28 protein-coding genes and 1 riboswitch are annotated in these 25,484 nt (G+C 62.8%); of the genes, 18 read left to right on the top strand and 10 right to left on the bottom strand.

All coding sequences use genetic code 11. The features are described 5' to 3' along the window. Positions 1 to 43: 43 nt before the first annotated feature. Positions 44 to 559, bottom strand: coding sequence for a phage tail protein (locus IYX23_RS18865; RefSeq protein WP_196394490.1), 516 nt, complete (start codon positions 557 to 559; stop codon positions 44 to 46). A 206-nt stretch (positions 560 to 765) separates the two neighbouring features. Here IYX23_RS18865 and IYX23_RS18870 point away from each other — a divergent pair, with 206 nt between their 5' ends. Next, positions 766 to 1,722 carry a glycoside hydrolase gene (locus IYX23_RS18870; protein ID WP_196394491.1) on the top strand — a complete coding sequence of 319 codons (957 nt, stop codon included), beginning with the start codon at positions 766 to 768 and terminating at the stop codon, positions 1,720 to 1,722. A gap of 84 nt (positions 1,723 to 1,806) precedes the next feature. On the opposite strand, the gene IYX23_RS18875 is transcribed toward IYX23_RS18870, so the two are convergent. The 3 genes from IYX23_RS18875 to IYX23_RS18885 all read right to left on the bottom strand — a co-directional run bounded on the left by IYX23_RS18875 (position 1,807) and on the right by IYX23_RS18885 (position 3,924). Next, positions 1,807 to 1,998 carry a hypothetical protein gene (locus IYX23_RS18875; protein ID WP_196394492.1) on the bottom strand — a complete coding sequence of 64 codons (192 nt, stop codon included), beginning with the start codon at positions 1,996 to 1,998 and terminating at the stop codon, positions 1,807 to 1,809. 140 nt (positions 1,999 to 2,138) lie between these two features. Next, positions 2,139 to 2,897 (bottom strand): class I SAM-dependent methyltransferase, encoded by a 759-nt coding sequence (locus tag IYX23_RS18880; RefSeq protein ID WP_196394493.1) that lies wholly within the window; start codon positions 2,895 to 2,897, stop codon positions 2,139 to 2,141. A gap of 10 nt (positions 2,898 to 2,907) precedes the next feature. Beyond that, on the bottom strand, positions 2,908 to 3,924 hold the full coding sequence (locus IYX23_RS18885; protein WP_196394494.1) for an alpha/beta fold hydrolase: 1,017 nt from the start codon (positions 3,922 to 3,924) through the stop codon (positions 2,908 to 2,910). Positions 3,925 to 4,092: 168 nt separating this feature from the next. On the opposite strand from IYX23_RS18885, the gene IYX23_RS18890 reads away from it, so the two are divergent. From IYX23_RS18890 to IYX23_RS18910, 5 genes are all read left to right on the top strand, one after another. Continuing rightward, positions 4,093 to 4,887 (top strand): IS1595 family transposase, encoded by a 795-nt coding sequence (locus IYX23_RS18890; RefSeq protein WP_196394495.1) that lies wholly within the window; start codon positions 4,093 to 4,095, stop codon positions 4,885 to 4,887. Between the two features lie 183 nt (positions 4,888 to 5,070). Next, on the top strand, positions 5,071 to 5,895 hold the full coding sequence (locus IYX23_RS18895) for a hypothetical protein (protein ID WP_196394496.1): 825 nt from the start codon (positions 5,071 to 5,073) through the stop codon (positions 5,893 to 5,895). A gap of 212 nt (positions 5,896 to 6,107) precedes the next feature. After that, complete coding sequence (gene recA, locus IYX23_RS18900; RefSeq protein WP_196394497.1) at positions 6,108 to 7,181, top strand: recombinase RecA; 1,074 nt, start codon at positions 6,108 to 6,110, stop codon at positions 7,179 to 7,181. Between the two features lie 295 nt (positions 7,182 to 7,476). Then, a complete protein-coding gene (alaS, locus tag IYX23_RS18905) occupies positions 7,477 to 10,149 on the top strand; it encodes an alanine--tRNA ligase (RefSeq protein ID WP_196394498.1) in 2,673 nt (890 codons plus the stop codon). Continuing rightward, positions 10,146 to 11,387 carry a cyclic nucleotide-gated ion channel gene (locus IYX23_RS18910; RefSeq protein WP_196394499.1) on the top strand — a complete coding sequence of 414 codons (1,242 nt, stop codon included), beginning with the start codon at positions 10,146 to 10,148 and terminating at the stop codon, positions 11,385 to 11,387. Before alaS ends, IYX23_RS18910 begins: the two co-directional genes overlap by 4 nt. Positions 11,388 to 11,695: 308 nt before the next feature. Here IYX23_RS18910 and IYX23_RS18915 read toward each other — a convergent pair whose 3' ends face one another. The 5 genes from IYX23_RS18915 to IYX23_RS18935 all read right to left on the bottom strand — a co-directional run bounded on the left by IYX23_RS18915 (position 11,696) and on the right by IYX23_RS18935 (position 16,690). Beyond that, positions 11,696 to 12,097 carry a F0F1 ATP synthase subunit epsilon gene (locus IYX23_RS18915; RefSeq protein ID WP_196394500.1) on the bottom strand — a complete coding sequence of 134 codons (402 nt, stop codon included), beginning with the start codon at positions 12,095 to 12,097 and terminating at the stop codon, positions 11,696 to 11,698. Between the two features lie 116 nt (positions 12,098 to 12,213). Continuing rightward, on the bottom strand, positions 12,214 to 13,641 hold the full coding sequence (atpD, locus tag IYX23_RS18920) for a F0F1 ATP synthase subunit beta (protein WP_196394501.1): 1,428 nt from the start codon (positions 13,639 to 13,641) through the stop codon (positions 12,214 to 12,216). A 24-nt stretch (positions 13,642 to 13,665) separates the two neighbouring features. Then, positions 13,666 to 14,547, bottom strand: a complete 882-nt coding sequence (locus IYX23_RS18925) for a F0F1 ATP synthase subunit gamma (RefSeq protein ID WP_196394502.1) — start codon at positions 14,545 to 14,547, stop codon at positions 13,666 to 13,668. Between the two features lie 50 nt (positions 14,548 to 14,597). Further along, the gene (gene atpA, locus IYX23_RS18930; protein WP_018409135.1) at positions 14,598 to 16,127 is read right to left on the bottom strand and encodes a F0F1 ATP synthase subunit alpha; all 1,530 of its coding nucleotides are present in this window, start codon (positions 16,125 to 16,127) and stop codon (positions 14,598 to 14,600) included. After that, complete coding sequence (locus tag IYX23_RS18935) at positions 16,127 to 16,690, bottom strand: F0F1 ATP synthase subunit delta (protein ID WP_196394503.1); 564 nt, start codon at positions 16,688 to 16,690, stop codon at positions 16,127 to 16,129. Before IYX23_RS18935 ends, atpA begins: the two co-directional genes overlap by 1 nt. 250 nt (positions 16,691 to 16,940) lie before the next feature. Here IYX23_RS18935 and IYX23_RS18940 point away from each other — a divergent pair, with 250 nt between their 5' ends. The 7 genes from IYX23_RS18940 (at position 16,941) to IYX23_RS18975 (ending at position 21,912) form a co-directional block, all read left to right on the top strand. Then, a complete protein-coding gene (locus IYX23_RS18940; protein ID WP_196394504.1) occupies positions 16,941 to 17,816 on the top strand; it encodes an S-methyl-5'-thioadenosine phosphorylase in 876 nt (291 codons plus the stop codon). A gap of 21 nt (positions 17,817 to 17,837) precedes the next feature. After that, positions 17,838 to 18,095 (top strand): hypothetical protein, encoded by a 258-nt coding sequence (locus tag IYX23_RS18945; RefSeq protein WP_196394505.1) that lies wholly within the window; start codon positions 17,838 to 17,840, stop codon positions 18,093 to 18,095. Next, the gene (locus IYX23_RS18950) at positions 18,092 to 18,307 is read left to right on the top strand and encodes a type II toxin-antitoxin system RelE/ParE family toxin (RefSeq protein WP_196394506.1); all 216 of its coding nucleotides are present in this window, start codon (positions 18,092 to 18,094) and stop codon (positions 18,305 to 18,307) included. Before IYX23_RS18945 ends, IYX23_RS18950 begins: the two co-directional genes overlap by 4 nt. A 157-nt stretch (positions 18,308 to 18,464) precedes the next feature. Continuing rightward, the gene (locus IYX23_RS18960) at positions 18,465 to 18,638 is read left to right on the top strand and encodes a hypothetical protein (protein WP_196394508.1); all 174 of its coding nucleotides are present in this window, start codon (positions 18,465 to 18,467) and stop codon (positions 18,636 to 18,638) included. 924 nt (positions 18,639 to 19,562) lie between these two features. Next, a complete protein-coding gene (locus IYX23_RS18965) occupies positions 19,563 to 20,090 on the top strand; it encodes an adenine phosphoribosyltransferase (protein WP_196394509.1) in 528 nt (175 codons plus the stop codon). Positions 20,091 to 20,165: 75 nt separating this feature from the next. Next, positions 20,166 to 21,473, top strand: a complete 1,308-nt coding sequence (locus IYX23_RS18970) for a murein L,D-transpeptidase family protein (protein ID WP_196394510.1) — start codon at positions 20,166 to 20,168, stop codon at positions 21,471 to 21,473. Between the two features lie 97 nt (positions 21,474 to 21,570). Further along, positions 21,571 to 21,912, top strand: coding sequence for a hypothetical protein (locus tag IYX23_RS18975; RefSeq protein WP_196394511.1), 342 nt, complete (start codon positions 21,571 to 21,573; stop codon positions 21,910 to 21,912). 44 nt (positions 21,913 to 21,956) lie between these two features. Here IYX23_RS18975 and IYX23_RS18980 read toward each other — a convergent pair whose 3' ends face one another. Further along, complete coding sequence (locus IYX23_RS18980; protein WP_196394512.1) at positions 21,957 to 22,292, bottom strand: Kazal-type serine protease inhibitor family protein; 336 nt, start codon at positions 22,290 to 22,292, stop codon at positions 21,957 to 21,959. A 289-nt stretch (positions 22,293 to 22,581) separates the two neighbouring features. After that, positions 22,582 to 22,643: riboswitch (Fluoride riboswitch) on the top strand. A gap of 84 nt (positions 22,644 to 22,727) precedes the next feature. Here IYX23_RS18980 and crcB point away from each other — a divergent pair. The 5 genes from crcB to IYX23_RS19005 all read left to right on the top strand — a co-directional run bounded on the left by crcB (position 22,728) and on the right by IYX23_RS19005 (position 25,484). Continuing rightward, a complete protein-coding gene (gene crcB / locus IYX23_RS18985) occupies positions 22,728 to 23,102 on the top strand; it encodes a fluoride efflux transporter CrcB (protein WP_196394513.1) in 375 nt (124 codons plus the stop codon). Between the two features lie 29 nt (positions 23,103 to 23,131). Further along, positions 23,132 to 23,824 carry a spermidine synthase gene (locus tag IYX23_RS18990; protein WP_196394514.1) on the top strand — a complete coding sequence of 231 codons (693 nt, stop codon included), beginning with the start codon at positions 23,132 to 23,134 and terminating at the stop codon, positions 23,822 to 23,824. 234 nt (positions 23,825 to 24,058) lie between these two features. After that, positions 24,059 to 24,367 carry a 50S ribosomal protein L21 gene (rplU, locus tag IYX23_RS18995; RefSeq protein ID WP_018409146.1) on the top strand — a complete coding sequence of 103 codons (309 nt, stop codon included), beginning with the start codon at positions 24,059 to 24,061 and terminating at the stop codon, positions 24,365 to 24,367. A gap of 66 nt (positions 24,368 to 24,433) precedes the next feature. Continuing rightward, on the top strand, positions 24,434 to 24,703 hold the full coding sequence (gene rpmA, locus IYX23_RS19000) for a 50S ribosomal protein L27 (protein ID WP_109025895.1): 270 nt from the start codon (positions 24,434 to 24,436) through the stop codon (positions 24,701 to 24,703). Between the two features lie 178 nt (positions 24,704 to 24,881). After that, on the top strand, positions 24,882 to 25,484 hold the full coding sequence (locus tag IYX23_RS19005; RefSeq protein ID WP_196394515.1) for a GNAT family N-acetyltransferase: 603 nt from the start codon (positions 24,882 to 24,884) through the stop codon (positions 25,482 to 25,484).

Here is a 25,484-nt window from a genome sequence, read left to right on the forward strand (position 1 = left end):
CGCGGCTGGCGCCGCCGAGCCACAGCGCCGCATCCGGCGAAGGTCAATCGTAGGATGGCTCCGCCGGCTCGGTGACGGAAAGGTCTCGTTCCCAGCCCTCGTTTTCGAGCACGAGCCGCTGAATGGCGACGGCCGAGCCATTGGCGTCGAGCGTCGGCAGCGCCTCGAAGCAAGACGGCCAACAGCGGCGGATGACATAGGCGATCGCCACCTGGCCAGCTTCGTTGAGAAGTTCGAGGACGACGTCCTTGCGGAAATCCTTGAGCGAAGATTCAACGCCCGCCGCGCCGTCAAGACTCCAGACCTTGTTCACCCAGCGCTCGAATTCAAGATCATGCGAGACGCCGCGTTCGATGACGATCGGCGCGAAGGTCGTCGCGCCCGGCAGCTTGCGCGCCAACGACGGGCTGCCGCCTTCCCGATATTCAATAACTTCAGTCGTGCGTCGCAACGGCCCGACGAGCGAGACGCCCGCGACATAGCGTCCGTCCCACTTCAATCGGAACTTGAAGTTTTTGTAGGGATCGATGCGGGCGGCGTTGACGGTGAATTGCGACATTGAAATCCCCTCGAGCAATTCGCGCGCATGAGCCCTTTGATGGCCGCTTCACTCAAGCAGGCAAAGACGAAGCGCTGCGCTCTTTGTTAGATCGAACCACTCTCCAAAAAGTGGTGGAAAAGTGGATTTGTCACGGCGACCCTGTTTTTAAAAGCTCAGACTAAGTTAAGCTCGATAGCAGTTTCAGATAGTCTTTGGAGGAGTTTATGAAGGCTTGGTTTGGAGCCGCCCTTGCGGCGTCACTCTTCGCGTCGTCCCACGCCTACGCCGCCGAGAACGGCGTCAACTACGATCCTGCGCACAGCGGCGCTTACGTGGCGGCGCAGAAGGCAAATGACGTCGCGACGATGAAGAAGGTTGTCGGCGACGATCTCACCCAGATCAGGACGCTGGGCTTTTCGCGGGTCAAGACATTCTACTCGACTTATTGCACGATCAACGGGCAGCAATGCGTAAACATCGCTGAGCTGGCGACGGCGAGAAACATGCGCCTGATGCTGGGCGTTTTCGAATTTCCCGATCATCCCGACTGGACGCAGTCGCAGATCAGCGCCGCCGTCGACGCTAATTTCCGTTACCCCGGAACGGTCGTCGCGATCGTCGTCGGCAATGAAGACATGTTCGATTGGCAAGGCAATCCGCAGCCAGCGATGCAGCAGCGAATCGTGGCCGACATGAACACGCTCAGGAGTAAGACCAATAACAAGGTTGTGGTGACGACGGCGCAACGCGCGCCGGATTGGATTCGCCTCGCCGCCAGCGATCCTCAAAAAGTGCTGCAGAATGTCCCCGTCATCGGCGCCAATATCTATCCGTTCTGGGGCGGCTCGCCCGAGAAGGTCAACGGCAGGAGCGTCGCAAACGATATTCAGGCCACTGTTACGGACTTAGCGAGCAAAACCACGAAGCCGGTCATCGTCACCGAAGAAGGCTGGCCGAGCTGTGGAAACAACGCCGGCATGAAGGACATGAACATCGAGTCCGAAATTGATTATTTCAGCACGTGGAAAACGCGCCAGCAGAACTTCGACAGTTATTATTTCGCCGCTTACGACAAACAATCCGGCGGCGGCTGTCCGAACAACGACGACGCCGACAGGCATTTCGGCTTATGCAGCGAATCCGGCTTAACGAAGGACGTCCGGCTGATGAAATGCAAATAGCGCCGCTCCGGCGCCCGCCAAAGCGCGATGGCGATGCTTCGTCGCGGGGACGACGCCGTCCCCCGACAGCTGACGAATCGAAACCTATTCGACCGCTTCGGCTTTGACGAAGTTCCAGGACGCCGTGTCGACGATCCTGTTTTCGCGACTCTCATTGCTGAGCTTGGCGCGGGTGCCTTCGACCGCTGTGACGGTCCACAGATCGATCTCTTCGTCCCAGGCGCCTTCGCAATTCACAAGCGTCGTGACTTTATAAATTTTGCCAGCCTCAAGCATATTGCTGTCCTTTGCTGAACGATCCCCTCGGGCGATACGGCATTGGCTCAACGCGACGACTCTTCATCGTCGCCAACAAACGGGCAAAATTAGGGAAAGCTGCGGGCGACACGTAGGATAGCGCGCGCCAATTCTTAAGTTTACGGTATGTTAACGCCGCAGCGCATGTAAAGCGGGACGGATAACGGCAGATCCGGCGGATGCGCGCGCCAGGCCTCCTCCAACTCGCGATCAACGAGCGCCAGCGGATCGCGGCCATAATGCAGTCTGTATTTTTCGACCGCCGACCAGGTCTTCAGAAAGCTCACGAACTCGCTTTTCGAGCGCGCGATGGGCGTCTGAAACCGCGGGCAGTCGATTTCCTTGAACGGAAACGGCAGGGTCTCGTAGCGATTGAAATAGAGCGCCGAATTCTCCGCCCAGAAGGGGCCGAGAATATCGTCCTTCAGCCTGCGCAGGATCGAATCGAGCGGCTCGATCTGCGTTCGCGGCCAGTCATAGGTCCATGCCGCGATGATCCCCTCGGGGCGCAAGGCGCGCCGCGCGTTTACATAAAAATTCGGCAGGTCGAACCAGTGGATCGAACAGGCGCAGGCGATGAGATCGACCTCGCCGCGCAGGCCGAGATCGTCTTCCGCGCGCGCCAGACGATAGTCGACATTGGGCTCCTTTGGCGCGAGCGCCAGCTGCCGGGGATCGGGGTCCGTCGCGAGCACGCGCGTGAAATGGCGCGACAGTCCGAGCGCCGCCTGCCCGCTCCCCGCGCCGCAATCCCAGGCGAGACGATCCTGCGTCGCAACGCTCGCGAGCCACGCGAAAAGCGCGTCGGGATAATGCGGGCGAAAGGCGCGATAGTCGCCAGCGTTGTCGCCGAACACCATCGTCTGGCCTGCATTCATTGCGGCGGTCTCACTTCGTCTCGAACATGCGTTGCGGGCCGAGACCTTTTTGCCCCAGCCAATGCGCCGTTGCGCGATCATGCCAGGGCGTCAGGCTGCCGACGCCATGGAAGCCCATGTGTCCCCCGCCCTGCGTCAACGCCGCCTCGATCATCGGCAGATTCGACCAGTCGATCGCCGCGTAACTCTCCGCCGGCACCCAGGGGTCATCGAGCGCGTGCAGGATCAGCGTCGGCAGCGTGGCGCCGGCGAGGAAATTCTTCGCGGCGTTGGATTCATAATAGTCCGGCGCGCCCCGGTAGCCGAAATGCGGCGCGACGAAACGATCGTCGAATTCGTACAGCGTGCGGGCGCCGGCGATCGCGGCGCGCTCGGCAGTGGTGAGCGCGGCGCTCGGCGCCAGCGCTTCGCGTTTCATCTCATCGAGCATGTAGCAATGATAGATGAAATTGCGCGGCGCCATCAGGCGGGCGCAGGACGCGGCGAGGTCGATCGGCGTCGATACGGCGACGGCGGCGAGAAGCGGCAACTCGTGGCCGCCCTCGCCGATGAATTTCAGCACGAGATTGCCGCCGAGCGAATTGCCGATGAGCACGATGCCGCGACTGACGCGTTCCGCCGGCAGGCCGCGCAGCGCCGCGACGAGATCCTCGGTCTTGCCGGCGTGGTAGCGCCCGCCGGAGGTGGCGCGCGAGGGCGCGGCGCCGCGCAGATTGAGGCGCAGCACCGGCCAGCCTTGGCTCACGAGATAGCGCGCCGTGGCCATTCCATGCCGGCTGGATTCGGAGCCGGCGAGCCCATGCGTCAGAACGATGAGCGGCGCGTTCGTTTCCGTCACCGGCCGATCGAGCCGCGCCGCGAGACGGTCGCCATCGGGCATGGCGAGCAGCAGCCGCTCGCCGCCGGGGAGCTCCGGCGGCCCGCCGACGATGATGTTGCGCAGCGTCTGCAGATCGCCGCCGAGCCACGGCGCCCGCTCGCGAAAGGTGGGAAGCGGGGGGAGTGAGGGGGAGGGTTTATCGGGCATCCGTTTCATCGCACTTCTAATAGCTTTCTCCATGCGCCACGCAGCTCATCATTCGTAAGCCAAACTAATAATCCAGTAAGCTGATGTCCTCCACGAACAATAAAGGGTCTTATGCACTTTACATAACGCAAATGTTCAGGTAGAGTTCTCGTCATTGGAGCTAAGGCAATGACGAATCTGACCGACCCGCTTTTCACGAACGAAGACGCCGCCCGCGCGCATTTCGAGAAAATCCGCTGGCCCGACGGCAAGCCCGTCTGCCCGCACTGCGGCGTTGTCGATCAGGCGACGCGCCTTGAAGGAAAGTCGCATCGCCCCGGCTTATTCGTCTGCCGCGCTTGCCGCGAGCACTTCACCGTGACGGTCGGAACCGTCATGGAGTCCTCTCACGTCCCGCTCCATAAATGGGCGCTCGGCTTTCACCTGATGGCGTCCAGCAAGAAAGGCATTAGCGCTCACCAGTTGATGCGCAATCTTGGCCTCGGCTCCTATCGGACGGCATGGTTCATGGCGCATCGCATTCGCGAGGCGATGGCGGACCGCGACCCGGAGCCCCTTGGAGGCAAGGGAAAGACGGATGAGGTCGACGAAACCTATATTGGCAAGCCGGACTCAACTTTCGTCAACGGCAAGGGATGGGTGGGCAAGCGCGGCACGGCGACGAAGCGAAAGGTGCTGACGATGGTTGAGCGCGGCGGTCGCTGCGTCTCTATCAAGGTCGACGATCTCACCATCCCGACGATTAAGAAGATTTTGGGCGCGCATATCGTGCTCGACTCAACTCTCAACACGGACGAAGCGCAGTTCTACAAGCAGCCCGGCAAAGCGTTCGCAGCGCATGAGGCGGTCAATCAAGGCAACGGCGAATATGCGCGCGGCGAAACGACGACGAACAAGTTGAAGGATATTTCGGCATTTTCAAACGCGGAATGCGTGGCGTGTATCACCACTGTGGAAGCTTAGGCGTCTTTTGGCTTGGCTCGAACTCTTCGACGCGCTTTAGTCTCGGCTTGCGGCTGAGCGCGCTCCGCCTTACCGACAATTTCCCTGCTCGGCTTTGGCGGCGTGTTCAGCGCGCGGCGGATCGCGTCATCACGCCTTGCGTCAATTTCATCGTCTCTCATATTACAGGCCTCGCCCTTCGCCATGCCCAAAACCCCAGATCACAAACAACGTTGTATCTTCTGCGACGTCATCTATACGCCAGAAAACAAGCGGTCAGGCGAGCATATATGGCCCGAGTGGATGCATCCGCTTCTCTCAGGCAAGCGGAAAAGCCATATGGGCTCAAAAATAAAAGGCCGGCGGGACATTCAGAACCGCAAAGTTTTCATTTGGCCTTCGTCAAAAAAGCGCGCCGGCGATCCAGTGAGCAAGCGCATGAACGTCGTGTGCAGCGGCTGCAACTCCGGGTGGATGTCTCGCACTGAATCATCTGTAAAACCTATATTGTCCAGGATGATTCTAGGCACACCATGCATTATAACTGAAGATGAACAGACAATACTGGCAAGATGGTCAACGCTAAAAGCGATTATCGCGGAATTTGATGATACTGAACACATGGCAATTTCTGGTTCTGATAGAAACATGTTCTATCAGAAACAAGAACCGCCGCCTAAATTCAAGATATGGATCGGCTACTACATGGGGAACGACTTATTACCTACATACTATAACCACCAAGGAATTCAAGTTACGAAAAAAGGATCATCTATACCTTTCAGTGAAAGCCCAATGTTCAACACACAGGCAACCACGATCATCTGTGGAAAATTCTACCTTTATCTCGTTTCGTCTTCGTTCGAAGGTTTCGAAATTAGCTTTCAAGGCTTTGTAAGCCTGCAAATGCGCAGAATCTGGCCTGCCCTCGATCGAGTGATCGAGTGGCCTATCGTCCCCGAGATGAACGACGATGACGCTCGACTCGTCTCGAACTCGCTTATGCCTTCGCTCATTAAAAACGGGTGATTTGCCGGCCTGTCCTTTTTTGCTTGTCATTTTTGTCCTCGTTATGTCAAGTGCATAATTGGGACAAAAAAAGAACTTGGCAAAAAGAACAAATCGTGCACACTGAGGTCAGGGTCAAGCGCGCCGTCCCCTTCTCGCCTTGGCGCGTTTGGCCCCGCCCCTCGCAGCCGCATTGCCGCGCCTAGCCAACCGTGTCAGAAGGAATTTCAGCCGTGAGCCAAGCCAATCTCCGCCTCGTGGAAGGGACGTCCGTGGACAAGACCAAGGCGCTCGACGCCGCTCTGTCGCAGATCGAGCGCGCCTTCGGCAAAGGCTCGATCATGCGGCTCGGCAAGAACCAGAAGGCCGTCGAGATCGAGACGATCTCCACCGGCTCGCTGGGGCTCGACATCGCGCTGGGCGTCGGCGGCCTGCCGCGCGGCCGCGTCGTTGAGATTTACGGGCCGGAATCCTCGGGCAAGACCACCCTTACTCTGCATGTCATCGCCGAGGCGCAGAAATTGGGCGGCGTCTGCGCCTTCGTCGACGCGGAACATGCGCTCGACCCCATCTACGCCCGCAAGCTCGGCGTCAATCTCGAAGATCTCCTGATTTCGCAGCCCGACACCGGCGAGCAGGCGTTAGAGATCACCGACACGCTGGTGCGCTCCGGCGCCGTCGACGTGCTCGTCGTCGATTCGGTGGCGGCGTTGACGCCCCGCGCCGAAATCGAGGGCGAGATGGGCGACGTGCAGCCCGGCCTGCAGGCGCGGCTGATGAGCCAGGCGCTGCGCAAGCTCACCGCCTCGATCGCCCGCTCCAACACGCTCGTCATCTTCATCAATCAGATCCGCATGAAGATCGGCGTGATGTACGGTTCGCCCGAGACGACGACCGGCGGCAATGCGCTGAAATTCTACGCCTCGGTGCGGCTCGACATCCGCCGCATCGGCGCGATCAAGGACCGCGACGAGACGACCGGCAACCAGACCCGCGTCAAAGTGGTCAAGAACAAGGTGGCGCCGCCGTTCAAACAGGTCGAATTCGACATCATGTATGGCGAAGGCGTCTCCAAATTCGGCGAATTAATCGATCTTGGCGTCAAGGCCGGCGTCGTCGAGAAATCGGGCGCCTGGTTCTCCTACGACAGCCAGAGGCTCGGCCAGGGTCGCGAGAACGCCAAGACGTTTTTGAAGCAAAACCCCGAGGCCGCGCAGCGCATCGAACAGGCGATCCGCGAGAACGCCGGGCTGATCGCCGAGCGCATTCTCGACGCGCCGGATGACAACGAGGCCGGAGAGGCCTAGCCGCCCCACGCGTCGCATTTCGTCGCCAAGGCTTGAGGCGCTGCGCGCGCTGGTGATTTGGAACTGGCGAAGGGGCCTAACGGCCCCCTCGCCATTGCCGTTTCCCCCCGAAACTGTCATATCGCGCAGGACGAAGCGCGCGACGGCGCCGCCTGCCGCAGCCTTCGCCGCAACCTCGGGCCGTCGCCTGTTTCGTTGAAACGAAAAGCCGCTCCAGGTTATTGTTTAAACGCGTCTCCCGCATCGGCGCAGAAGCCGCTTCGGCGACGGGAGCGCATTCGCGAGCCGTGACCGCATGAGTGGCGTCAACCAGATCCGAACCGCCTTCCTCGACTATTTCGCGCACAAGGGGCACGAGAAAGTCGCCTCATCGTCGCTCGTGCCGCACAATGATCCGACGTTGATGTTCACCAACGCCGGCATGGTGCAATTCAAGAATGTCTTCACCGGCGTCGAAAAACGCGCCTATGCGCGCGCCGCTTCGGCGCAAAAATGCGTGCGCGCCGGCGGCAAGCATAACGACCTCGACAATGTCGGCTACACCGCGCGCCACCACACCTTCTTTGAAATGCTCGGCAATTTCTCCTTCGGAGACTATTTCAAGGAAGGCGCGATCGAACTCGCCTGGAACCTGATCACGCGCGAATTCGGGCTCAACGTCGATCGGCTGCTCGTCACCGTCTATCACGACGACGACGAGGCCTATGATCTGTGGAAAAAGATCGCCGGCTTTGACGACGGCCGCATCATCCGCATCGCCAGTTCCGACAATTTCTGGAGCATGGGCGACACTGGGCCCTGCGGCCCCTGCTCGGAGATCTTCTACGACCAGGGCGAGGCGCTCAAAGGCGGTCCGCCCGGCAGCCCGGACGAGGACGGCGACAGATTCCTGGAGTTCTGGAACCTCGTCTTCATGCAATATGAGCAGGTGGCGCCAGGGCAACGCGCGCCGCTGCCGCGCCCCTCGATCGACACCGGCATGGGATTGGAGCGCATCGCCGCGCTGATGCAGGGCGTGACCTCCAACTACGAGATCGATCTCTTCCGCGCGCTGACCGGCGCCGTCGCCGATTTCACCGGCGCGCCGGTCGACGGCCCGCAGGGCGCGAGTCATCGCGTCATCGCCGACCATCTGCGCGCCTCCTCCTTCCTCGTCGCCGACGGCGTCACGCCGTCGAACGAAGGCCGCGGCTATGTGCTGCGCCGAATCATGCGCCGCGCCATGCGCCACGCGCAGCTTCTCGGCGCGAAAGAGCCGCTGATGTGGAAACTGGCGCCGACGCTCGTCGCCGAGATGGGCCAGGCCTATCCGGAGCTCGTTCGCGCCCAGTCGCTGATCGCCGATACGCTGCTTTCCGAAGAAACGCGCTTTCGCGCCACGCTCGCGCGCGGCCTCGCGATCCTCGACGAGGAGACGGCGGCGCTCGGCCAGGGCGACAAGCTCTCCGGCGAAACGGCGTTCAAACTCTACGACACCTACGGCTTTCCGCTCGATCTCACCGAGGACGCGCTGCGCCCGCGCGGGATCGGCGTCGACAAGGAAATCTTCAACGCCGCGATGGAGCGCCAGCGGGCGGACGCGCGCAAGGCCTGGGCCGGCTCCGGCGAAACCGCGACCGAAGCGCTCTGGTTCGCGCTCAAGGAACGTCTCGGCGCGACCGAATTCCTCGGCTATGAAACCGAGAGAAGCGAGGGCGTCGTCACCGCCATCATTCATGACGGCGGCGAGGCCTTTTCGCTGAAGGAGGGCGCGCGCGGGGCGCTGATCCTTAATCAGACCCCCTTCTATGGCGAATCGGGCGGACAGGTCGGCGACGTCGGCGTGATGCGCGCCCGCGGCATGCGCTTTCGCGTCGAAAACACCGTCAAGAAGCTCGGCGACCTCATCGTTCACGAGGGCGTCGTCGAAGAGGGCGAGATCACGCCCGGCCTGGCGCTCGAACTCGACGTCGATCACGAGCGCCGCACCCAGTCGCGCGCCAACCATTCGGCCACGCATATTCTGCATGAGGCGCTGCGGCAGGTGCTCGGCGAGCATGTGGCGCAAAGGGGGTCGCTCGTTGCGCCCGATCGGCTGCGCTTCGACTTCACCCATCCCAAGCCGCTCACCGATGAGGAGCTGGCGCGCGTCGAGACGCTCGTCAACGAGATCGTTCAGGACAATGCGCCCGTCGAGACGCGGGTGATGGCCCAGGACGACGCCATCCGCTCCGGCGCGCGCGCGCTTTTTGGCGAGAAATACGGCGACGAAGTGCGCGTCGTCTCGATGGGCCCGGTGAGTCCCGGCGCCGCGCATCCCTTCTCCGTCGAGCTGTGCGGCGGCACGCATGTCGCCCGCACCGGCGACATCGGCCTCGTCGCCATCGTCGGGGAAGGCGCGGTCGCATCCGGCGTGCGCCGCATCGAGGCGCGGACCGCCGAGGGCGCGCGCAGCCAGCTTGTCTCGCAGTCGCGCGCGCTGCGCGACATGGCGGCGCTGATGCGCGCACCGGTCGAAGACGCGCCGGCGCGGCTTGCGGCTCTTCTCGACGAGCGCAAGCGGCTCGAACGCGAACTGGCCGACGCAAAACGCAAGCTCGCGATGGGCGGCGGCGCTGTCGACGGCGCCGCCGACAAGCCGCGCGACATTGGCGGCGTCAAGCTGCTGTCGCGCGCAGTTGAAGGCATCGAGGCCAAGGATTTGAAGTCGATGGTCGATGACGCCAAGAAGGCGATCGGCTCAGGCGTCGTCGCGATCGCCAGCGCCTCGCCCGACGGCAAGGCCGGCATCGTCGTCGGCGTCACCGACGATCTCACCGAGAAATACAGCGCCGTGGATTTCGTGCGCGTCGCGAGCGTTATGCTCGGCGGCAAGGGCGGCGGCGGCCGCCCCGACCTTGCGCAGGCGGGCGGCCCCAACGCCGCCGCCATCGATCAGGCGCTCGCTTCCGTCGAGGACGCGTTGCGCGGAAAAGCGGCCACGCCATGAACGAGCCGGACCGGCGGCGCGGTCTGGCTTTGTTGCGGCGACGCGTCCACGTCGTCCTGGACGGCGGCAGCCACGACCGGGTGGCGCGCGTCGTGCATCGCGGGCTGATTGGGCTCGTCCTGCTGTCGGTCGTTTCGGTGATTTTCGAATCGGTGCCGGAATACAGCGACAGCTATGCGGATGTCTTCGACTTTATCGAATATGTCGCCGTCGCAGCCTTCACGCTCGAATATGTCTTGCGCGTCTGGTGCGCGCCCGAACATGCGCTCTACGCGCATCGCTCGCCGACGGCGGCGCGGCTCGCCTTCGTCGGATCAGGCTGGGCGCTGATCGACCTCGCCGCCTTCCTGCCCTTCTATCTCTCCTTCTACTTCTCGGCGGATCTGCGCGTCTTTTTGATGCTGCGCCTGCTGCGCTTCTTCAAATTCGCGCGCTATTCTCCCGGCATCCGCACCTTGCTGGCGGTGATTGAGGCCGAGCGCAAGGCGCTGCTCGCCTGGCTGATCATTCTGTTCGGCGCGGTTCTCTTCTATTCGACCGCGATGCATATCGCCGAACATGAGGCGCAGCCCGAAAAATTTGGCACGATTCCAGACGCCATGTGGTGGGCGATCGAAACGGTGACGACCGTCGGCTATGGCGAAGTCATCCCGCTCACGCTGGCGGGCAAGCTCATCGCCTCCTTCGCCATGGTGACGGGTTTTCTGCTGCTGGGCCTGCCGGTCGGCATTCTCGCCACCGCCTTCGCCGAAGAAATTCACCGCCGCGAATTCGTCGTCACCTGGACGATGGTCGCCAGCGTGCCGCTGTTTCGCGGCCTCGATGCGGCGGGGATCGCCGAGATCATGCGCTATCTTCGGGCGCAGTCCCTTCCCCGTGGCGCATTGATCGTGCGCAAGGGCGATCCCGCACATTCGATGTATTTCATCGCCGAAGGCGAGGTCGAAGTCGAACTGGCGCATGAAAACGTCAAGCTCGGCGAAGGTCAGTTCTTCGGCGAGATCGCCGTGCTGCAAAAAACGTCGCGCACCGCCGACGTGCGGGCCACGGCGCCAACGAAACTCCTCATTCTCGACGCCTATGATCTGCAGACGCTGACCAAGCGCAATCCGGAGATTGGAGAGGCGATCCGGGAGATTGCGCAGTCACGATCCGAACTCGCGCCAGCAGAGCGGCACGGCGACATGATTGAAGCGGAGCTCGAAGAGCCGGCGTCGGAAGACGTGAACGAGACATAGTTCACGCCGCGTTTGAGCAGTTCCGCGTGAGAGCGCCGCGCGGGCGCCCGCGACAAGCTGGCATGACGCGGAGAGGAAGCGGACGGCGACGAAGAGACGCTCGCGTGGAAGCAGTCTCTAACGCCGTTGCGCAATCACTCAGCCGTCATGGCCGGGCTTGTCCCGGCCATCCACGCCGAGAGTGTGCGTAAACGTTGAGAGACTCGCCGGACGGCGTCACGTGGATGCCCGCGACAAGCGCGGGCATGACGCGAAGAGGCTCGGCAAACGCTGTAGAGAGGATGTGTGGCTTTCCCTGAGCGCTCTGATCAGCCGCCGATCGCCGCGCGCAGTTCCTGCAATTGCGCGAGCTTGTCGGACGCGGCGAGACGCGCGTCGTCAGACTTGGCGTCGGCGATGTCTTCGCGCGCGTTGCGAATGTCGGCGTCGACCTTGGCGAGATCGATCTCGGAAAGCGGAATCGCCTGTTCGGCGAGAATGGTGAAGCCGGACGCGTTGACGTCGGCGAATCCCCCGCGCACGAAAAGCTTCTCGACCTTGCCGTCGCCGCCGGCGACCGTCACCACGCCGGCCTTCAGCGTGGTCATCACCGGCGCATGGTCTTTGAGCACGGTGAACTGACCGTCGGCGCCAGGGGCGACGACCGACTCGACTTCGCCGGAGAAGAGATGCTTCTCGGGAGAGACGAGTTCGAAGTGGAATGCAGCCATGATGTTCTCCGACGGCGCTTTGCATCCAGCCCGTCATGGCCGGGCTTGACCCGGCCATCCACGAAAACTGATCAGCGACCTGGCCGGAGCACGTCCGGCCATGACGCTCTGTAAAATTACGCCGCTTCCTTGGCGAGCTTCCCGGCCTTTTCGACCGCTTCCTCGATCGAGCCGACCATATAGAAGGCCGCCTCCGGCAGATGGTCGTATTCGCCTTCGACAAGGCCCTTGAAGCCCTTGATCGTGTCGGCGAGCGCGACGAGCTTGCCGGGCGAGCCGGTGAACACTTCGGCGACATGGAAGGGCTGCGACAGGAAGCGCTCGATCTTACGGGCGCGGGCGACGACGAGCTTGTCCTCTTCGGAAAGTTCGTCCATGCCGAGAATGGCGATGATGTCCTGCAGCGACTTGTAGCGCTGCAGCGTCGACTGCACCTTACGCGCGACGTCGTAATGCTCTTCGCCGACGATCGCCGGCGACAGCATGCGCGAGGTCGAGTCGAGCGGATCGACCGCCGGATAAATGCCCTTCTCGGCGATCGAGCGCGACAGCACGGTCGTGGCGTCGAGATGCGCGAAGGAGGTGGCGGGCGCCGGGTCGGTCAGATCGTCGGCCGGGACGTAAATCGCCTGCACCGAAGTGATCGAGCCCTTGGTCGTCGTGGTGATGCGTTCCTGCAACGCGCCCATGTCGGTCGCGAGCGTCGGCTGATAGCCCACCGCCGAAGGGATGCGGCCGAGAAGCGCCGAGACTTCCGAACCCGCCTGCGTAAAGCGGAAGATGTTGTCGACGAAGAACAGCACGTCCATGCCGCGGTCGCGGAAATCTTCGGCGACGGTGAGGCCCGACAGCGCGACGCGCATGCGCGCGCCCGGCGGCTCGTTCATCTGGCCGTAGACCAGCGCGCATTTGGAGCCTTCGCCGCCGCCCTTCTTGTTGACGCCGCCCTCGATCATCTCGTGATAGAGGTCGTTGCCTTCGCGGGTGCGCTCGCCGACGCCGGCGAAGACGGAATAGCCGCCATGCGCCTTGGCGATGTTGTTGATCAGCTCCATGATCAGCACGGTCTTGCCGACGCCCGCGCCGCCGAACAGGCCGATCTTGCCGCCCTTGGCGTAAGGCGCGAGCAGATCGACGACCTTGATGCCGGTCTCGAGAATCTGCGCTTCCGTCGCCTGCTCGGCGTAAGAAGGCGCCGGCTGGTGAATGGCGCGGCGCGATTTCGTCAGCATCGGACCCGCCTCGTCGACCGGCTCGCCGATGACGTTGATAATGCGCCCGAGCGTCTCGTCGCCGACCGGAACCGAAATCGGCGCGCCGGTGTCGGTGACTTCCTGACCGCGCACGAGGCCTTCGGACGAATCCATGGCGATGGTGCGAACGGAGTTTTCGCCCAAATGCTGCGCGACTTCGAGAACGAGGCGATTGCCTTGGTTCGTCGTCTCGAGCGCGTTCAGAATCTCAGGCAAATTCCCGTCGAACTGCACGTCGACGACGGCGCCGATGACTTGGGTGATGCGCCCGCTGGGCTTATTGGCGGCCATGTTTGGTCCTCGTCCTAAAATGCCTCAGAGCGCCTCGGCGCCCGAGATGATTTCGATGAGCTCCTTGGTGATCATCGCCTGACGCGACCTGTTGTAGATCGTCGTCTGCTTCTTGATCATGTCGCCGGCGTTGCGCGTCGCATTGTCCATCGCGCTCATGCGGGCGCCTTGTTCGGAGGCGGCGTTTTCGAGCAGCGCGCGGAACACCTGCACGGAGATGTTGCGCGGCAGCAGCGTCGAGAGAATTTCGTCCTGTCCCGGCTCATATTCATAAGACGCCTGCGGACCTTCGACCGGCGGCGCATTTTCGTTCGAGGGAATTTGCGCCGGGATGAGCTGCTGCGCGGTCGGAATTTGAGCGATCACCGATTTGAAGCGCGAGAAGAACAGCGTCGCGACGTCGAAGTCGCCCTCTTCGAACATGCGGATGATCTTCTTGCCGATTTCATCGGCGGTGTCGAAGCCCATCTGCTTGACGCCGCGCAGCTCGATGACCTCGATGATGTGGCGCTCATACTGGCGGCGGAGCTGCTCGAAACCCTTCTTGCCGACGCAGAGGATCTTGACGGTCTTGCCCTGATCCTGAAGCCGCGCGATGTGCTCGCGGGCGAGACGCACGATCGAGGAATTGAAGGCGCCGCACAGGCCGCGCTCGGCGGTGGCGACGACGAGGAGATGCGTCTCGTCCTTGCCATTGCCGGCCAAGAGCGGAGGTCCGCCCGCCGTCACGCTGGACGCGAGGTTGGCGAGCACCGACTCCATGCGCTCGGCATAGGGACGCGCCGCCTCCGCCGCCGACTGGGCGCGGCGCAATTTCGCGGCGGCGACCATCTGCATGGCCTTGGTGATCTTCTGCGTCGCCTTGACGGAGGAGATGCGGTTTCGAAGATCCTTTAGCGAGGGCATATCGTTTTTGCCTGTCTCGTTTCACCAACGTCCATTTGGCCGGGCGCGCGTTAAGCGAAGCTCTTCGCGAAGCTCTCGACGACGTTCTTGAGTTTCGCCGCGGTCTCGTCGGTGAGATCCTTCGTCGTGCGGATGCTCTCGAGAATGTCGCTGTGCTGCGAACGCAGCAGCGCGAGCAAGCCGTCTTCGAACGCGCGCACGCGATTGACCGGCAGCGGATCGAGATAGCCGTTGACGCCGGCGTAGATCACGCAGGTCTGCTCTTCCATCTTCAAGGGCGAGAACTGCGGCTGCTTCAAGAGTTCGGTGAGGCGCGCGCCGCGATTCAAGAGGCGCTGCGTCACCGCGTCGAGATCCGAGCCGAACTGGGCGAAAGCGGCCATTTCGCGATATTGCGCGAGTTCGCCCTTGATCTTGCCGGCGACCTTCTTCGTCGCCTTGGTCTGCGCCGACGAGCCGACGCGCGACACCGAAAGGCCGACGTTCACCGCGGGACGAATGCCCTGGTAGAAGAGATCGGTCTCCAGGAAGATCTGGCCGTCGGTGATCGAGATGACGTTCGTCGGAATATAGGCCGACACGTCGTTCGCCTGCGTTTCGATGACCGGCAGCGCGGTGAGCGATCCGGCGCCGCGATCGTCGGAAAGCTTCGCGGCGCGCTCGAGCAGGCGCGAATGCAGATAGAAGACGTCGCCCGGATAGGCTTCGCGGCCCGGCGGACGGCGCAGCAGCAGCGACATCTGGCGGTAGGCGACGGCCTGCTTGGACAGATCGTCATAGATGATGACGGCGTGCATGCCGTTGTCGCGAAAATATTCGCCCATCGCGCAGCCGGAGAAGGGCGCGAGGAACTGCATCGGCGCCGGATCGGAGGCCGTCGCGGCGACGATGATCGAATATTCGAGCGCGCCGCGCTCTTCGAGCACCTTGACGAATTGCGCCACGGTCGAGCGCTTCTGGCCGATGGCGACATAGACGCAGTAGAGCTTCGACTTCTCGTCGTCGCCGTCGTTCAGCGATTTCTGATTGAGGATCGTGTCGAGCGCGATGGCGGTCTTGCCGGTCTGGCGATCGCCGATGATCAGTTCGCGCTGGCCGCGGCCGATCGGGATCAGCGCGTCGACGGCCTTCAGGCCCGTCGCCATCGGCTCATGCACGGATTTGCGCGGAATGATGCCGGGCGCCTTGACGTCAACGCGCGAACGCTGAGCTGTCTTGATCGGGCCCTTGCCGTCGATCGGATTGCCGAGCGCGTCGACGACGCGGCCCAGCAGCTCCTTGCCGACGGGAACCTCGACGATGGCGCCGGTGCGCTTGACCGTCTGGCCTTCCTTGATGTGGCGGTCGTCGCCGAAAATCACGATGCCGACATTGTCGGTTTCGAGATTGAGCGCCATGCCCTTGGTGCCGTCCTGGAATTCGACGGTCTCGCCGGCCTGCACATTGTCGAGTCCGTAGACGCGCGCAATGCCGTCGCCGACGGACAGAACCTGGCCGACCTCGGTGACCTCGGCCTCGGCGCCAAAGTTGGCGATTTCCTTCTTGAGGATCGCGGAAATTTCTGCGGCGCGGATATCCATCAGCCGACCTCTTTCATGCGTGTGCGGATTGAGTTGAGCTTGGTGCGCACGGAGGCGTCGACCATGCGTGAACCTATTTTGACGATCAGACCGCCGATGATCGACGGATCCGTCGTCACCTGGAGATCGATGGTCTTGCCGCCGGTGACGCCGGCGAGCGTCTGGCGCAGCGCGGCTTCATGATCCGGCTTCAGCGCCGCCGCGATCGTCACATCGGCGCGCACCAGGCCCTTGGACTTGTCGTGCAGGCGGCGATAGGCGGCGATCATGTCGGAGATGACGAAGAGACGTCGCTTGGCGGCGACGAGACGGATGAAATTGGCGGCGATGCCCGAGATCTGGCCCTTGTTGAGAACGGGCTCGAGAGCGTCGAGCTGCTCCTTGGCGGAGAACACCGGGCTTTTGACCATGCGCTTGAGATCGTCGCTGCCGTCCAGCAGAGTCTTGAATCGATCGAGCGCCGCGGCGACGTCATCGGCGGCGTGATTTTCCGTCGCCAAATCATAGAGTGCGGAGGCGTAGCGACCTGCAACGCCTGATAAGGAATCCCCGTCTTGAGCCACTTGGTTCGCTCGTCAATCTACGCCGTTTGGAGACGCCGCTCGCAGTGCAAGTTGCACGGTCGCGACGATTAAGCGGTTAGCCTCAAACGACGGATGCTGTAGGAAAAGGAACGAGGGCCGCTGCGCCCCAGCTCCAAGGCGAGCGTCCCCTAACACAGGCATTTTGGGGGCGCAACCCTGTCACATTGCCGCGATTTTTGGCGCCGGCCTAAAACCCGGCCAAGCAACAGCTATCGAGGGAGACATATTCATGACCAAAGCGGTCGTCGGAATAATCGGCGGGTCAGGCGTTTATGATCTGCCGGGGCTCGCCAACATCCGCCGCGAGCGGGTCGCGACGCCCTGGGGCGAGCCTTCCGACGAACTCGTCTTTGGCGAACTCGGCGCGACCCAGGCGGTCTTTTTGCCGCGGCACGGGCGCGGCCATCGGCTCTCGCCCTCGACCATCAACTATCGCGCGAACATCGACGCGTTGAAGCGCGCCGGCGTCACCGATCTGATTTCGGTCTCGGCCTGCGGCTCGTTCAGATCGGAGCTTTTTCCCGGTCTCTTCGTGCTGATCGATCAATTCGTCGATCGCACCTTCGCGCGGCAATCCTCCTTCTTTGGCGACGGCTGCGTCGCCCATGTGTCGATGGCGCATCCGATCGCGCCGCTGCTGTCCGCCCGCATCGGCGCCGCGGCGAAAGACGAGGGCATCGATCACGTCGCCGGCGGAACCTATGTCTGCATGGAAGGCCCGCAGTTTTCGTCCTACGCCGAATCGCTCACCTATAAGGCCGCGGGCTATGACGTGATCGGCATGACGGCGATGCCGGAAGCCAAGCTCGCGCGCGAGGCCGAGATCTCCTACGCCACCGTCGCCATGGTGACCGATTTCGACTGCTGGCATCCCGAGCACGACAATGTCGATATCGCCTCGGTGATCGCGGTCGTTCAAAAAAATTCGGCGACCGTCGCGCGCTTGCTGGCGCGGGTTCTGACGGATTTCCCGCGCGAACACGAGCCCTGCCTGATCGGGTCCGACCGCGCGCTCGACAACGCCATCGTCACCGCCCCCGAGGCGCGCGATCCGGAACTGTTGAAGAAGCTCGACGCGGTGATGGGAAGGGTGAAGGGGGGATAGGCTTTTATGATATAGAAGCTTATGGCGATCACCCTCACCCCCGACCAAGAAGCTTGGCTTCAAGCGCATGTCGCGACCGGCGATTTTCCCTCGATCGAGGAGGCCGCCCGTCAGCTCATCGACGAGCGCATTGTCGAGCGCGAACTTGAAAAAGACGATCTGGTTTGGGCAAAGCCCCTCGTTGAGGAAGGTCTAGCCGCGCTTGAACGCGGCGAGTTTATTTCGCTTGAGGAGCATAGGGCACGTAACGCGGCCCGTCTTGCCGCGCTCAAAGGGTGACGACTCGCGTTATCGTTACCGAACTTGCCGACGCGGATACGGCGGAAATTCTCGCAGACATCACACGTGAGGCAGGCTATCGCGCCGCCGAAAAATACAGCTTTCGCATTGAAAGTCTTTACGACAGGCTTGCCGAGCATCCTGACAGTTACGAAGCGCGGCCGAAGCTCGGGGCGCACATCGAGTCGGGGTGGTCGTCCCCTATCTCGTGATCTATCGCCACGCTGCCGGCGACGACATAGTGAGCATTGTTCGCGTCGTGCACGGTCGGCGCAAAATCACCCGCAAGCTTTTGCATGGTTCTTAGCGACCCGGCCCTGATCTGTTACGCGCGCGATTTCGACGGGCGGCGAAAGCGTTAACGCGCAGGTGAAGCTGCTGCGCGCCGCCGAAGCCGAAAGGGTTTCCCAGGAGGCGGCGAACGGCGCAATGAGCGAGGCGCTCGACGCGCGCGATCCGGAACTGCTCAAAGAAGCTCGACGCGGTGATGGGAAGGGGCAGTCGCGACTGATCAGCGATATCAGCGCCGCCGCAGTTCGTTAACGGAGCGCGCCAACAGGAGTATTATGTTGCTTTCTGCAGAAGGCGAGCGTTTGCCAAGGAAACGCCTGGAGAGCGTAGATGCTGGACTTCTATAAATTTTTGCTAAAACAAATTACGATTCTTTTGATCTTTTATTCTGCTCCGGGCGCTGTGCGCGGAGCAGAGAATGCTCAGTGCGTCGCGGGAACCTCCATCAACATAGATTATTCTCACGTTGAGCCTGTTAATCGAGCAAAGGTGTTTGATTCAGCTGGCAGAGAGGTTGAGACTAATCAGAGCATTTGTCTTTAGGATCTTTTTTGGGCCTGATACCATATCGAAAATCGAGCGTTTTTCGGAAGCGCACAGGCTTTGTAGAACATACGTAAAAGTCGGATGCAATTGTCGCCAAGGATTTATTTAGTCCATTTAATAAGTTGGGGAATCTTAGGGAACACTCCTTGGCAATTTTTTCCATCACATCGGAATTAGAGCGCGAGAGTCACATACTTAGTTCCCTCATGTCGCATAATGCTGAGATGTCGATATTTGTTCGCTGATCCGAAGAAAAGGTTGGCTGTGGATCGAGGCCTGCTCGTCGCAGACAGGCCGCTCACTTCAGGCGTTTGCGAATCCCTCCCCTTTACGGGGAGGGTGGCGCCGCGAAGCGGGGTCGGGTGGGGTAAACTCCTCACAAGAGACGAATGACCCCCACCCGTCGGCCCGCAGCCAGGTTTACGCAGCCTGCGTAAACTTGCCTGCGCCCGCCGACCTCCCCGCAAGGGGGAGGTATTTCCCCGCGAGTTGATCAAGATCATGGCTCTCCCGATTGCCCCAGCCCCCAATTTGCGCCCCGCCCCGCCATCCGTGTATTCCTCTCAGCTGTGGCGGTTTCGCCATATCCATCCACGCGGCCACACTCGCCGCCGATCGCAAGGCCGTTTCATGCCGCTTGCCGCCGCCATTCGCACCATTCCCGATTATCCCAAGAAGGGAATCCTGTTTCGCGACATCACCACCCTGCTCGGCGACGCCAAGGCGTTCCGCAAGGCGGTCGACGAACTCGTGCAGCCGTGGTGCGGCGGCAAGATCGACAAGGTCGCGGGCATGGAGGCGCGCGGCTTCATCCTGGGGGGCGCGGTGGCGCATCAGCTTTCCGCCGGCTTCATCCCGATCCGCAAGAAGGGCAAGCTGCCGCATCGCGTCGTCTCGGTCTCCTATGAGCTCGAATATGGCGTCGACGAAATGGAGATGCATGAAGACGCGGTCTCCCCCGGCGAGCGCGTGATTCTCGTCGACGATCTGATCGCCACCGGCGGCACGGCGGAAGGCGCCGTGAAGCTCCTGCGCCAGGGCGGCGCGGACGTCGTCGCCGCCTGTTTCGTCATCGACCTGCCCGATCTCGCCGGCGTGACAAGGCTTCAGGCGCTCGGCGTGCCGGTGCGCACGCTCGTCGCCTTCGCAGGCCACTAAAGCGCCTTTTTCCGGGTGTTCTTGCTCAGCCCAGGCTCGAAGTTCAGAATCTCCGTGAGAGGCTTGCATAGGCGCATGACGCCGCGACGGACCCATTTGGCGCTGGCGGCGCTCGCCCTCGCCGCGCTCGTCGGCGGAGTCGCGGCCCTCCGCTATATGCCCGACGCTGGGAGCCCCTCTCCCGTCCGCAGCGAGGCCGCGCGCAGCGCCTGGAGCGGCGCGCTGCCGACCGGCCTGCGCCGCATGGCCCTGCGGATAAAGCCCGGCGCGTTTCCCCCTGCTCCGCCGCCAGTCGCCGCGGCGCCGGCGCAAGAGCCATCCGCCGAGGTCGCGGCGGTGCCGCAAGGCGGCGACGGCGTCGAAGGGTCGGTGTCCTTCCCGCCCGCGCCGCCGCCCGCGCGGCCGGAGATTGTGGAAAAGCCCACGCCGCTGCCCCCGTCGCGACCGGCCAATCTCGCCGAGCTTGCCGACAAATTCGCCGAGACGGCGGCGGCCCCTGCCGGGCAAACGCAAACCGCCGAGGCGACCCCGGCGGCGCCCGCCGAGGTCCCGGCGGCCGCGCCGACGCTCGCCAATGCGCCGCTGCCGCCGGCCCGGCTGCAGGAGCCTTCAGCGAGAGCCGCGGTAGAGGCGACGCCCACGGCGCAGGAGTCGGCGCCGCCGACCCAGGTGGCGCGCGCCGTCGAGCCGACCCTGCGGGCTGCGCCCGAGGACGCGTTTCAGCAGGAGGCCCCGATCCGCTTCGGCATGGGCGATCAGGTCTTCGTGCGGATCTTCAAGCAGGAAGGGCAGCTCGAGCTTTGGCTGCGAAAGAGCAACAGCCGCTTCTCGCTCTATAAAACCTATCCGATCTGCAAATGGTCCGGCAGGCTCGGGCCAAAGCTCAAGGAAGCCGATTACCAGTCGCCGGAAGGCTTCTACAGCGTCTCAGCGAAGCAGCTGCATCCGCATTCGAATTATCACCGCGCGTTCAACGTCGGCTATCCGAACGCCTTCGATCGCCAGAACGGCCGGACCGGCGGCCTCGTCATGGTGCATGGCGCGTGCAAGTCGGTCGGCTGTTTCGCCATGACCGACCGCGGCATCGAGGAAATCTACGCCTTCGTCGAGGCGGCGATGCGCGCCGGCCAGCGCGAAGTGCAGGTGCATATTTTTCCGTTCCGCCTAACGGAGCAGGCGATCGCTCGGGAAACCGGCGGAAGCTGGCTCGCTTTCGTCGGCGCGGGCGGCAATTATCAGCACTGGACCGAGTTCTGGCGCAATCTGAAGCAGGGCTACGACATCTTCGAGCAGACCGGCGAACCGCCGGTGGCCTTCGCCTGCGGCGATCACTACGCCTTTGGCGCGGGCGATTCGTCATGCCGACGCATCGCCGGCTGGTGATCCCGGCCCGCTGAGACGCTGTTCAGCTTGGTTTCAGCCGTCGCGCGCGAAGATGCCGTGGCAAAAGCGCTGGGGAACGCAATCAGGGAAAAGCCGCATGCGGCTCGTGACTTACTCTATCGTCGGCGCGGCTTGCGCCCTCGGCATCCTCTTCACGCCGATCGCTCAGGCGGCCAATGCGCCGCTGTGCCTCGCGATCGCTCAAAACTACAACACCTGCATGCGCCAGCATCAGTACGGGCGCGGCGGGCACGGCGGTTATGGTCCGGGGTACGGCCAAGGATATCCCGGCGACGATTTCGACGACGATGGCGGCTACGGCGGATTTGGCGGTTACGGCGGCTATGGCGGCGGCTCCCCGCGCCGCCGTTACCAGCGCGCCAAGGCGGCCTGCGCCATCTGGTTCGCGCAGATGCAGGCCAGCGGCTGCTTCAACTAGCCAAAGCGCTGGCGCGGCCGATTGCGCCGCGCCATCACCAAGGCTCACCTGTAAGGTTTCGCGCACTCGCCGTCGGACTTTTTCGCGATCTTCGCGGCGCGGCGCGTGCAGTCGTTCCCATAGGTTTTATCGTCACAGCCGCAGACGGGACGATAGTCCCTGGTGCAGATCTGCGAAACCTCCACACACTTGCCGGCGATGTCCGCTCCGCCGCATTGGCCCGGCTCGGGGTCGCACCACAAGCCTTTGTCGCATTGAATGCCGGCGATGCCTGCGCACATCTCGCCGACCTTGGCGGCCGAGGCGGGCGCGGGAGCAAAGAATACGAAGAGCGTCGAAACGAGGAGCGCGAGGAGGCGCAAGCCAAGGCGTAAATGCATAGCAATTCTCCAAAAAATGCTTTGGTAACGGTTGGATAACGCCTGCGGCCGGCGAGCGTTCCCCTCGGGCGACGGCGGCTGCAGGGCTGGGGGTATCTCACCGCGTCATCGCCGCGCTTGTCGCGGCATGACGCGATGACGCCGCGCGATGCGTTTCGCAGTTGACTGGCGTGGATGCCCGGCACAAGGCCGGGCATGACGGCTGAGAGTGAGCTGAACTTAGCCAGAGTTCGAAGCCCTGACGGCGGCTGGCGGCCGGTTGATCGTTTGCACCGGCGCGACTATGCTCGCTTCCACACGGGATGGGGCTCCCGGTAACCGCCTGATGAGGCTGATGGCTCCTGCCGCAAGGACGCGCGTCCTGCGGGAGGAGCGCGTCTTAAACGCCGCCTGCCGCAGCATGTTTGTCGTCCGCTCGTTGGAAAGGACGACGTCATGGGCTTCTTCATCGTATTTGCTGGCGGGGGACTGGCCGCGGCCGCGCGCCACGGGGTCAATCTTCTTCTTGCCCGACTGATCGGCGTCGGTTTTCCGTTCGGGACGCTGGCCGTGAACGTGCTTGGCTCGTTCCTGATGGGCGTGATCGTCGGTTATTTCGCCTTCCAGGGCGAGGCGTCCCAGAACTGGCGCCTGTTCCTCACGACCGGGATCCTTGGCGGCTTCACCACCTTTTCGGCGTTCTCGCTCGAGACGGTTTTGCTTTACGAGCGCGGCGAACTGGCGATGGCGACGTTCTATGTCGTGGCGTCGGTCGGCCTTGCGGTCGCCGGCCTCCTCGCCGGCCTATCGCTGCTGCGGCATTTTTCGTGAAGGGTTCGAACTCCAACGGAGAGTTATCAGTGATTCCCTGGACCCTGCTCGACACAGCGCCGATACCCGGCGGCGAGGGCGAACTCCGCCTCAAACGTCGCGGCGCAGAATTCTCCATCATGTTGGGCAATATCGAATTGATGAACAGTCGCCTCAGTGGCTCGGAGGAGGCGCTCGCCACGCTCTCTTGCGAGAGAATTCAGGCGCGCCCACAGCCGTGCGTTCTGATCGGCGGGCTGGGGATGGGCTTCACTCTGCGCGCCGCGCTCACTGTCCTCGGCGCGAAAGCGCGGATCGTTGTCGCCGAACTCGTTCCGGCGGTCGTGGCCTGGGCGCGCGGTCCGATGGCGGAAGTCTTCGGCGCCAGCCTGACGGATCCGCGCGTCAGCATCGAGGAAGCGGACGTTGGGCGCCTGATCCGGTCTGGCCGCTCGACTTATGACGCCATCCTTCTCGATGTCGATAATGGCCCCGAGGGCCTGACTCGCGAAGCCAATGACGGACTCTACGATATCGAGGGATTGAGGGCGGCCCGCAAGGCGCTGCGCCCTGATGGGGTGTTGGCCGTCTGGTCATCGGGGCCGGATCGGAATTTCACGTCGCGCCTCCGTAAAGCCGGGTTCCGCGTGGATGAAGTCAAGGTGCACGCCAACGGCCAACGTGGCGGCGCCCGGCACGTCATCTGGATCGCGACAAGAGAGTCGACGCCTCAGACGCAATAGAACCCTGCCAGCAAAAGTTCTGTTTTTACCCAAAGCTGAAATTTCAAACTGAGATGCCCAACCGCCCCACATATTGACAGTCGCGGGCTTTGAAGGGTAGATGAACGTCGCTTCGGCGCGGCGGTTTCGCCGCGCTTTTCGTTTGCGCCTGGCGCAAGTTCGAGGCGAAGCCACTAACTGCCAAGAAGCCGGCCGGCGGAGACGCCAGCGTCGGGACGAACACAGGAAAAAAAGATGTTCGCAGTCATCAAAACCGGCGGCAAGCAATATAGCGTCGCCGCTGGGGATGTGATCACCGTCATGGCGCTCGACGGCGCGCCGGGCGACGCCGTCACCTTCGACGAAGTGCTCATGCTGGGGGGCGACAGCCCCAAGGTCGGCGCCCCGACGATCGCCGGCGCGAAAGTCTCCGGCGAGATCGCCGAGCAGACCCGCAGCGCCAAGTCGATCGCCTTCAAGAAGCGCCGCCGGCAGAATTCCAAGCGCAAGCGCGGTCATCGCCAGGACCTGACGCTTGTGAGAATCACCGCGATCGAGAGCTGACCGCCCTCTCGCGACACGCAGAATAAAGCGGCCCAGTCGCCGCAATAGGAAGATCGGAGCAAGACCATGGCTCACAAAAAGGCAGGCGGCTCGTCGCGCAACGGCCGCGATTCGGACGGCCGGCGCCTCGGCGTCAAGAAATTCGGCGGGGAAGCCGTCATCGGCGGCAATATTATCGTGCGCCAACGCGGCACGAAGTGGCATCCGGGCCGCAATGTCGGCATGGGCAAGGACCACACGCTTTTTGCGCTCGTCGACGGAGTCGTCGAATTCAAGTCCAGCGGCGGACGCGCCAGCGTATCGGTGGCGCCGGCGCCCGCCGCAGCAGCCGAGTAAGGCGGTAGGGGACGACCCGCCGCCGGCCTTCCGGCGACAGTCGTCTCGACTACCACTCTCGCGAATTCAGGCGGGAACGTTTCAGGCGAGATGTCCGGAAGCGCCGTGAAGGGCCAGTGGGGAGCGCTCTCCTTTCAGGCTCTTAGGCCAATTTTTCCGATGTCGCTTGGAGCCATGAATGTTTCCCGATATTACCCGCGACGACGTTTTTCGGCTGGAGACTGAAAGACTATGGCTGCGTTGGCCGCGCGCCGCTGACGCCGACGAGATTCGCCGGCACGTCGGCGATCCCGACGTCGCGCTGATGACGGCAAGCATCCCGCATCCTTACGAGCCGCACGACGCCGACGCGTTCATCGCCTCGGTGCGCGCGGAGAACGGCGCCGGCGGCGGCCTCCATCTCGTCATCACCCCGAAGAACCGGCCCAACGAGCCGATCGGGCTTGTGAGCCTGCATGGCGCGGACCGTCGCGGCTCGGCGACGCTTGGCTATTGGCTCGGCAAGCCCTATTGGGGGCAAGGCTATACGACCGAGGCGGCCAGAGCCCTCATCGACCTCGCCTTCGGAATCACCTCGCTGGATCGGATCGTCTCCGCCGCGCGGCCGGATAATCGCTCGTCGTTGCATGTCCATGAAAAACTCGGCTTCCGGCCGATCGGCCGCGGCATGCGGCCGGCGCCCGCGCGCGGCGGCGAAATGGAAGTGGAGCTTTTTGAATTAAAGCGCGGCGAAGCGCATACGCTGTTCGGCGCGCGCCGGCCGCGATTCTTCTCACCGTGA

It is taken from the genome of Methylocystis sp. L43 (assembly GCF_015709525.1).
Lineage (GTDB): Bacteria > Pseudomonadota > Alphaproteobacteria > Rhizobiales > Beijerinckiaceae > Methylocystis.